Below are 6,631 nucleotides of genomic sequence, written 5' to 3'. Positions count from 1 at the left end.
GCAGCCCACGCACGATCCGTCAACTCACCACGACCAACCACCGCAGAGAAATACCAGACGCCCTGATCAGCTGCTTACAGGACAGGCTCTAGGCCCCGCGCTGGTGGTCGTCGGCCCCGGCGTGGGTGCCGCCGCGGAAGACGAACGGCTCGCTCGCCTGCACCCCAGCGCCGTCTCGATCGCCAACGACGACGCCTCACTCACGGCCGTGCGCGACGCGCTGCGAACGTCTGATTTCGTGCATCTCGCGTGTCACGGCCGCCACGAGCCCGACAACGCGTTGTTCTCCCGGCTCGAACTGGCCGACGCCCCGCTCCACGCGCACGACTTCGGGCGCCTGGACCGGCCACCCCGGCAGGTTGTGCTCGCCGCGTGCGGGTTGGCGTTGAGCGACATCCGGCCCGATGACGAACTCCTCGGGTTCGCCGGTGCACTGCTGAGCGTCGGCACCAGCACCGTCGTGGTGGCGGTGAGCAGCGTTGGTGAACTCGCCGCTCGCGCCGCGATGGAGGAGCTTCACCGCGGCATGCTGGGCGGTCTCAGCGCGGCGGCCGCGCTGGCCGAGGCCGTGGCGGGTGATCCGTTGCGGCGGCCGTTCGTGTGCGTCGGCGCCGACTCGGTGCTCGGTTCGCATCAGGGCAGCATGTTCAGCGGTTAGCCCGTCTTCCGCACATAAGGTCGGGTGGGGTGATCGGGTAGGTCGAGATCCTGCGTGATCGGGGACTCTGCCAGAGCGGTCGTTATGGATCAGCGTCTTCGAACGGGCCGTCACCGCGGGCGGTGCGGTGCTTTTGGAAGCGGCCGCGCCGTTGCTGCAGCAGGGCGAAGTCGATCTGGCCCGCCTCGTTGTAGACCACGACTTCGCCGTCGGGCACCGCCGCGCGTCCTTGAAGCGCCGCAGTGAGCACACCGGTCAGCTCCGCGAACTCAATGGTGAGGTCGATGCCGTTGCGGCTGGCCAGCGCCGTGGTGCCATCCGAGGCGGTCCGCGTCGCCACGCGGTAACCGTCCAGTTTTCAAGGGGACAGGCTGCGGGTGGCGCCCGACCTGCCGGGTTCGGGTTCGTCAGGCACTGTTTCTTTGAGAAGGGTTTCTCCGGGGAGTGAGGCCAGCAGCGGCTCGACGTCGGCCAGCAGCTGCCCGACGGCGCGCAGGGCGGCGGCGGTCTGCTGGCGGCGCTCGTCCAGTCGCTCTGCGCGCTGCTGGGCCTCGGCGACGATCCGGTTCGTACGCTCGGTGGCGTCGCGGATCAGCTGGGCGGCCTGCGCTTGCGCGGCGGCCTGCTGGTCGGTGATCTCGCGCATCGCCTCGGCCCGGCGGGCGGACATGGCGATCTGGAAGTCGGCCTCGACCTGCTCGCGGGCGCGACGCATCAGCTGCCGGTGTTCGGTCTCCATCTCTTGGCGTCGGGCGTCGGGCGTCGAGCTCGGCGATCAGGCGTTCGTGGCGTTGCCGCAGCCGGCCCGCGGCCTCGCGGGTGGTAGCCCAGCTGTCCTCGGCGGCGCCATGCGCGCGTGCGGTGATCGACGGCTACACGATGCCCGGCGCGTGGTCGCTGACGTCCAGCAGCCAGGTGTTCAACGCGGACGGCACTCCGTACACCACCGAACAGGCGTAACAGTGCCGCCAGCCTGACCAGCAGGCGGCCATGGCGTGCACCGCTCAGCGGAATCTGCACTTTCAGCTACACATATCAACCGGCCGACCGCTATTGGCGGTTCCAATGGATCGAGCTGTCGACGTTCCTCGGCCTCACCCTGTTGCTGGCCGGGTTCGGGCTCTGGCGGATCCGCACCTACTCCAGCTGAACCATGCGGGTTGATCCCGCCGCCCAGTGGCGTCCGCGGGCGGCGGGAGTTGCGCGGTGCTCGATGGATTCGGGTCGCGGTGGCGGAATGGCAAGTGTTGAGGTCTCGGTTCGCGAATTCGTCGAGCGTCTATTGCTCAGGATCTTCTACTCGGCACGTTGATGCACTCGGTCACCAACACTGCGTTGAATCGACGTAAGGTCGGCGTACGGCCATGTCCAGGAACGTCCAGTTACGTCCAGACATGTCCACTGGTCCGCCATTCGAGTTTGCGCTGTGTTGCAATTTGCCGGTCGCGAACTCGTGGACGATGCCGTCGCTCGATCTCGTGACCTGATCCCGATCCGTGTCACCGAAGGGAGCCTGTCCATGACTACGCGTCAGCCGGAACTTCGCGCGGAACGAATTGAGCTTCTCGATCAAGGAAGAGTCCTGCGCGACCTGCGGGACCGTGCCGGCCGCGACGATCAATTGCGGATGTTGAGTGATGAGGCCCAGCGACGCGGCGGCCGGCTTGCCGATCGGCCGCAGAACGTGTTCGGCTACCGGCACAGCTTCGAGCCTGCACGGACTATCCGTGCCCCTCGAGGAGAAGGCGGGCAGGATGTCGCCAACGCTGAGTTCGAGATCGTCGTGCAGGAGTACGACACCCCTACTTCCGACAATCAACTCGCGGTGGCCATCGCGAGCCTCAGGGCCGGCGAAAACAGTGCGAGCTATCCGCTACTCCTTGAGGCCCCGGCGGGCAACTTTGTACTGTCCGAAGAATTCGTCGTGGTCAACGACAGAATCGAACCGACCGAGAACTGGTGGACTGCCGTCACGGGCTGCATCACCCGCAGTTGTGTGACCGTCTGCGCGCAAGCCCTTGGCACTTGCCGCGGCAGTTGGATCGAGTACCTCGGCTGTGTCGCTTGGAATTGCGGTGGATGTTGGGTTAAGTGCGCGGGTTGCGCCACCTGCAACTGCAGCTGGTGGTGCAGCTGGGCCGTTGGTTGCTGCAGACAGTAGTAGGGAGTACCGCTGCAATGAACATCGATTCGTGGATCGAAATGCCGGTAACAGGTGGCGCAGTCGCCGACGACCCGGTGCGGCCTCTGCACGAAATCGGAGGCAGTGCGCTTCTCGTCTACCGGGGGGATAGGGTCTACGTGACGGTTGACGACCTGGACCTCATCAATCGCATCACCGCACTGCCTGGCGTTCGTGTCCTCAGGCCAGATGAAGTCGGCGACTTCGAGGCCACTCTTCCTGGAGCCAGCGCATTTACCGGACGCCGAAGCGCAGGTCTGGACAGGGTTGATAGCGCTGCAAAGGATGGGCGATGGGGACTAGGCGACGTGGTCAGCTGGCTAGCAGAGAGACTGCGCATTCGCGAATGCCGTGCCTGCAGTCAGCGCAGGAAGACCCTCAACAAGCTCGTCGGTTGGCGATTGCGGAAGCGATAAGCGCACAATGCGTGACTTGACCGTTGGCATGTAGGACGAACCCGTCGCCGCCACAGCAGACTCCGGGTGACAGCCTGCAACTCCGAGAAAGGAACGGTCGCCGTGGGGTCTCAGCCGCTGTGATCGTTTCTAATGATTGATTATCTGTCTCAAGGGTGGTGTCGGGAGAGCTATCTGCGTTGGCGCTGCCGGAGTGCGATCAAAGCCAAACTCCGACAGCGCCTGTGCGTCCAGGGTCCGCATGAAGGACTCCGCGATTACCGATCGAGGTCCTGCGCTCGTCTCCACCCGAAAGCCGAGTGCCTCGCCCGGCTCACCTCGACTCGAGCGGTGATATCGAGCGAGATCGGCTTCGCGCCGGGGAAGGTCGATCTGGTCGGAGTCGCGGGCGCCAGCGTAGACGGTGGCATCGCGGCCGAGTAGTTCGGCGGCGAGTGTGAGGCCGAAGCCCCGGTTGGCAGGCGAGTGCAGATCCGTCCCGCCTCTGAACTCTCAAAATTCGGCGCCATGGGACACCGCGGCGGTCGGCGATGGCGAGCGGACTTCTGGCTATGACGACTCGTCCAGATGGCATTGCTCGCACCGTCCGCATTGAGGAGCTGTGGTGCCAAGCCTGACACTAAGCGCTCAATGCCAACAGAGGTTGGCGTACGGAGCCGTTCAGTGCAGTTGAACTGCGGTTTTGGCAGGTTCAACGCACGGAGTTGCTCCCAATCTGCTCCCACTCCGTGCTCCCAAGGCTTATCGACGCTGCCCGGCATGAGGCTGGCCCGCACGCCCAGCGGTACGAGCGGGCGTTGACAAGACTCAGCGACCTGGGGTCTCCAACCAGCAGGAATGCGCTCACGATGCCGTGGGTCCGGTCAGGCAGTGCTGTACCAGCGGACCGAATCTGTCCACCAGTTCGTCGACGGACGAGGATGCGATCGGTTCGATCCGCATGATGTACCGCGCCACCGTGAGACCGAGGATCTGGACGTTGACCATGGCCGCGCGCAGTGCCGCGTCCGGGGTACCGAGCAGCGCCGCGAGCCGGTCGGTGATCTCGCGGTCAATGAACTCGCGCAGCAGCGCTTCGGACTGGGCGTCGGTCGGTGCCGATCTGGTCAGCATCACGAGCGGGGTGCGGCCGGACTTGTCGAGGTTCTCCACCAGGGTCCGGACGATGCGCTCGCCGATGGTGTCGAGGCCGCCGGCGAAGATCGACTCGATGGCCGGCGGGACGTTGCCGGACATCTCGACAGCGGCGCCGAACAGGCCATGCTTGGTGCCGAAGAAGTAGAACACCATCGCCGGGTCGACTCCCGCCGCGGTGGCGATCGCGCGCACGGTCGTGGCGCTGTACCCGTGCTCGCCGAACAGTTCGCGCGCGGTCTCGAGGATCCGCTGCTTGCTCTCCGCGCCGGACCGCCAGCGTCCGGGGCGGCCGTGGGTGCCGTCTTCCGTCATGACCACCGAAGCCTAACACCCTTTCTTCATCGGTCGGTGGAGTTATGCCTGAACCTGCCGTAGCGTGTTCTTCATCGGGTGGTGAAGAAAGGCTGGGGACATGATAGTGATCGTGATCGGCGCCGGTCTCGGTGGGCTGACGCTGGCCCGTCGGCTCCGCCGGGCGGGCATCGACGTCGCGGTGTACGAGCGGGATGGCGCTCGGGGACGTCCGCAGGGCGTGAGCCTGCACGTCGACGACCGGGGCGCGGCGGCGCTGCGGGCGTGCCTGCCCTCGGCGCACGCCGCGATGGCGGAGGCCACCACGGGAGGGCAGCGCGAGCAGACCCTGGAACTGTCCGATGTGGAGGGAGAGCTGACCGTCGTGGGCACTCGGCCGTCCGACGGTGTGGACGGCCGGGCACGGCCTGGCCGGCAGGTCCACCGGCCGTTGCTCCGAGAGGTGCTGCTGACGGGACTGGACGACGTGGTCCGCTTCGGAGCGGAGTTCACGCGGTTCGAGCAGCGCGCCGATGGCACGGTTCGGGTCTTCTTCGCCGACGGCAGCGCGGAAACCGCAGACGTCCTGGTCGGCGCGGAGGGGATCGGTTCGGTGGTTCGCCGCCAGTACTTGCCGGACGTGCGGGCGGTCGACAAAGGACGACGCATGATCATGGGCGCGACGCCGCTGCGAGCCGTGGCCGGTACAGGATTGCCGGCGCTGATCGGTGACAGCCCAGCCGCCGCGCGGGTGGGCGGCACGTTCATGGCGCTGGGCGTGCTGCGGTTCACCCGGCGGCCGGTGACCGCGCGGCAGGAGTTGCTGCCCGCGTTGAACTCCCGCGCCGTTGTCGACGCCGAGGACTACGTGATGTGGGCCTTGCCCGACATGCGAGAGCGGCTCGGCTCACCGGCCTCGGTGTCGCAGCGGGCCCGAGACCTGGCCGCAGACCTGCACCCGGTGTTGCGGCTGATCGTCGCCGAGGCCTGGCCGGACATCACGGCCACGCTCCGGATCGGGACGATCCCGCCGATGCCCGCCTGGTCGGCCAGTTCGGTGACCCTCCTCGGCGACGCCATCCACCTGGCCCCAGGTTTCGGTGGCAACCTGGCGATGCAGGACGCGCACCGCCTCGGCGAGGCGCTGGCCGCGGCGGATGGTGGCCGGCTCGACCTGCTCAGCGCGATCGGCGCCTACGAGGACACCATGCGCCGCACCAGCTTCACGCCCGTCGCCGCGAAGGCGAGCGCATGAGCCTCGATGTGCTGACCCGGAAGTCCCTGTCGTTGTTCGACGCGGTGGGTGGGTGGCGCACGGTCGCCGAGGGCGTCGCGTCCCGAGAGGTGTTCCTGATCGCCTACCTGCTGACCGGCCAGGTGTGGACCTCCGCGCTGATCGCCGTCGGCGGAGTGGCGGTGCTCGCGGTCGTGCGAGTGTGGGCCGACCGGCGCTACTGGTCGGCGGCGATCGGGCTGGCCATCGTCGGGGGCTCGGCCCTGCTGGCCGGGACCACCGGGCAGGCGATCAACTTCTACCTTCCGGCCGTGGTGATCCAGGCCGCTCAGGGGGCGGTGTTCCTGCTGTCGATGCTGGCGCGGTGGCCGGTGATGGGGGTGGTGCACCGCGACCGGTTCGGCTGGCGAAGCGATCCGGCAGCAGGGCGGCGTTACCAGCTGTGCACGGCGGTGTTCGTGGTGAAGTGCGCGATCGCGACGGCGGTGCAGATGCCGCTGTACGTGGCCGGGCAGACCACCGCACTCGGCATCGCCGCCACGCTGCTGGGAGGCGCGCCCTCGGCGGGGGCCTGCTTCTACCTGTGCTGGCGGATCCTCCGCGAAGACCCACAGACCGTCTAGATGGTTGATTCCAAGGTCAGTGGTCGTAGGCGATCAGTGATCGTTTGACTGGCTTGCCGGTCTTGTCGTTGTGCCAGATCGCGGCGGTCA

Annotated in this window: 7 protein-coding genes; 4 read left to right on the top strand and 3 right to left on the bottom strand. The window is 67.1% G+C overall.

The window, feature by feature from the left end:
* Positions 1–658 (top strand): CHAT domain-containing protein (locus tag ABZ345_RS47230; protein WP_359862298.1); only part of this gene is annotated, 658 nt, incomplete at its 5' end.
* Positions 659–740: 82 nt separating this feature from the next.
* Here the strand turns inward: ABZ345_RS47230 and ABZ345_RS47225 are convergent.
* Both ABZ345_RS47225 and ABZ345_RS47220 read right to left on the bottom strand, forming a co-directional pair.
* Positions 741–1,013 (bottom strand): hypothetical protein, encoded by a 273-nt coding sequence (locus ABZ345_RS47225; protein ID WP_359862300.1) that lies wholly within the window; start codon positions 1,011–1,013, stop codon positions 741–743.
* Between the two features lie 3 nt (positions 1,014–1,016).
* Positions 1,017–1,397 carry a hypothetical protein gene (locus ABZ345_RS47220; RefSeq protein ID WP_359862296.1) on the bottom strand — a complete coding sequence of 127 codons (381 nt, stop codon included), beginning with the start codon at positions 1,395–1,397 and terminating at the stop codon, positions 1,017–1,019.
* A 687-nt stretch (positions 1,398–2,084) separates the two neighbouring features.
* On the opposite strand from ABZ345_RS47220, the gene ABZ345_RS47215 reads away from it, so the two are divergent.
* The gene (locus tag ABZ345_RS47215) at positions 2,085–2,819 is read left to right on the top strand and encodes a hypothetical protein (RefSeq protein WP_359862294.1); all 735 of its coding nucleotides are present in this window, start codon (positions 2,085–2,087) and stop codon (positions 2,817–2,819) included.
* Between the two features lie 1,280 nt (positions 2,820–4,099).
* On the opposite strand, the gene ABZ345_RS47210 is transcribed toward ABZ345_RS47215, so the two are convergent.
* Positions 4,100–4,705 (bottom strand): TetR family transcriptional regulator, encoded by a 606-nt coding sequence (locus ABZ345_RS47210; RefSeq protein WP_359862292.1) that lies wholly within the window; start codon positions 4,703–4,705, stop codon positions 4,100–4,102.
* 100 nt (positions 4,706–4,805) lie between these two features.
* Between ABZ345_RS47210 and ABZ345_RS47205 the strand changes: the two genes are divergently transcribed.
* Positions 4,806–5,939, top strand: coding sequence for an NAD(P)/FAD-dependent oxidoreductase (locus ABZ345_RS47205; protein WP_359862290.1), 1,134 nt, complete (start codon positions 4,806–4,808; stop codon positions 5,937–5,939).
* Positions 5,936–6,541: a DUF3159 domain-containing protein gene (locus ABZ345_RS47200; protein ID WP_359862288.1), complete on the top strand. Its 606-nt coding sequence runs from the start codon at positions 5,936–5,938 to the stop codon at positions 6,539–6,541. Before ABZ345_RS47205 ends, ABZ345_RS47200 begins: the two co-directional genes overlap by 4 nt.
* Positions 6,542–6,631 lie beyond the last annotated feature (90 nt).

This window comes from Lentzea sp. NPDC005914 (assembly GCF_040629405.1).
In the GTDB taxonomy this organism is placed as follows: domain Bacteria; phylum Actinomycetota; class Actinomycetes; order Mycobacteriales; family Pseudonocardiaceae; genus Lentzea.
Note: the sequence above shows the minus strand (reverse complement) of the source record. Positions and strands in the feature narration are given on the sequence as shown.

Coding starts and splice junctions, on each gene's coding strand:
- ABZ345_RS47205 (WP_359862290.1), top strand. CDS start 4,806: ATGATAGTGATCGTGATCGGCGCCGGTCTCGGTGGGCTGACGCTGGCC.
- ABZ345_RS47200 (WP_359862288.1), top strand. CDS start 5,936: ATGAGCCTCGATGTGCTGACCCGGAAGTCCCTGTCGTTGTTCGACGCG.
- ABZ345_RS47210 (WP_359862292.1), bottom strand. CDS start 4,705: ATGACGGAAGACGGCACCCACGGCCGCCCCGGACGCTGGCGGTCCGGC.
- ABZ345_RS47220 (WP_359862296.1), bottom strand. CDS start 1,397: ATGGAGACCGAACACCGGCAGCTGATGCGTCGCGCCCGCGAGCAGGTC.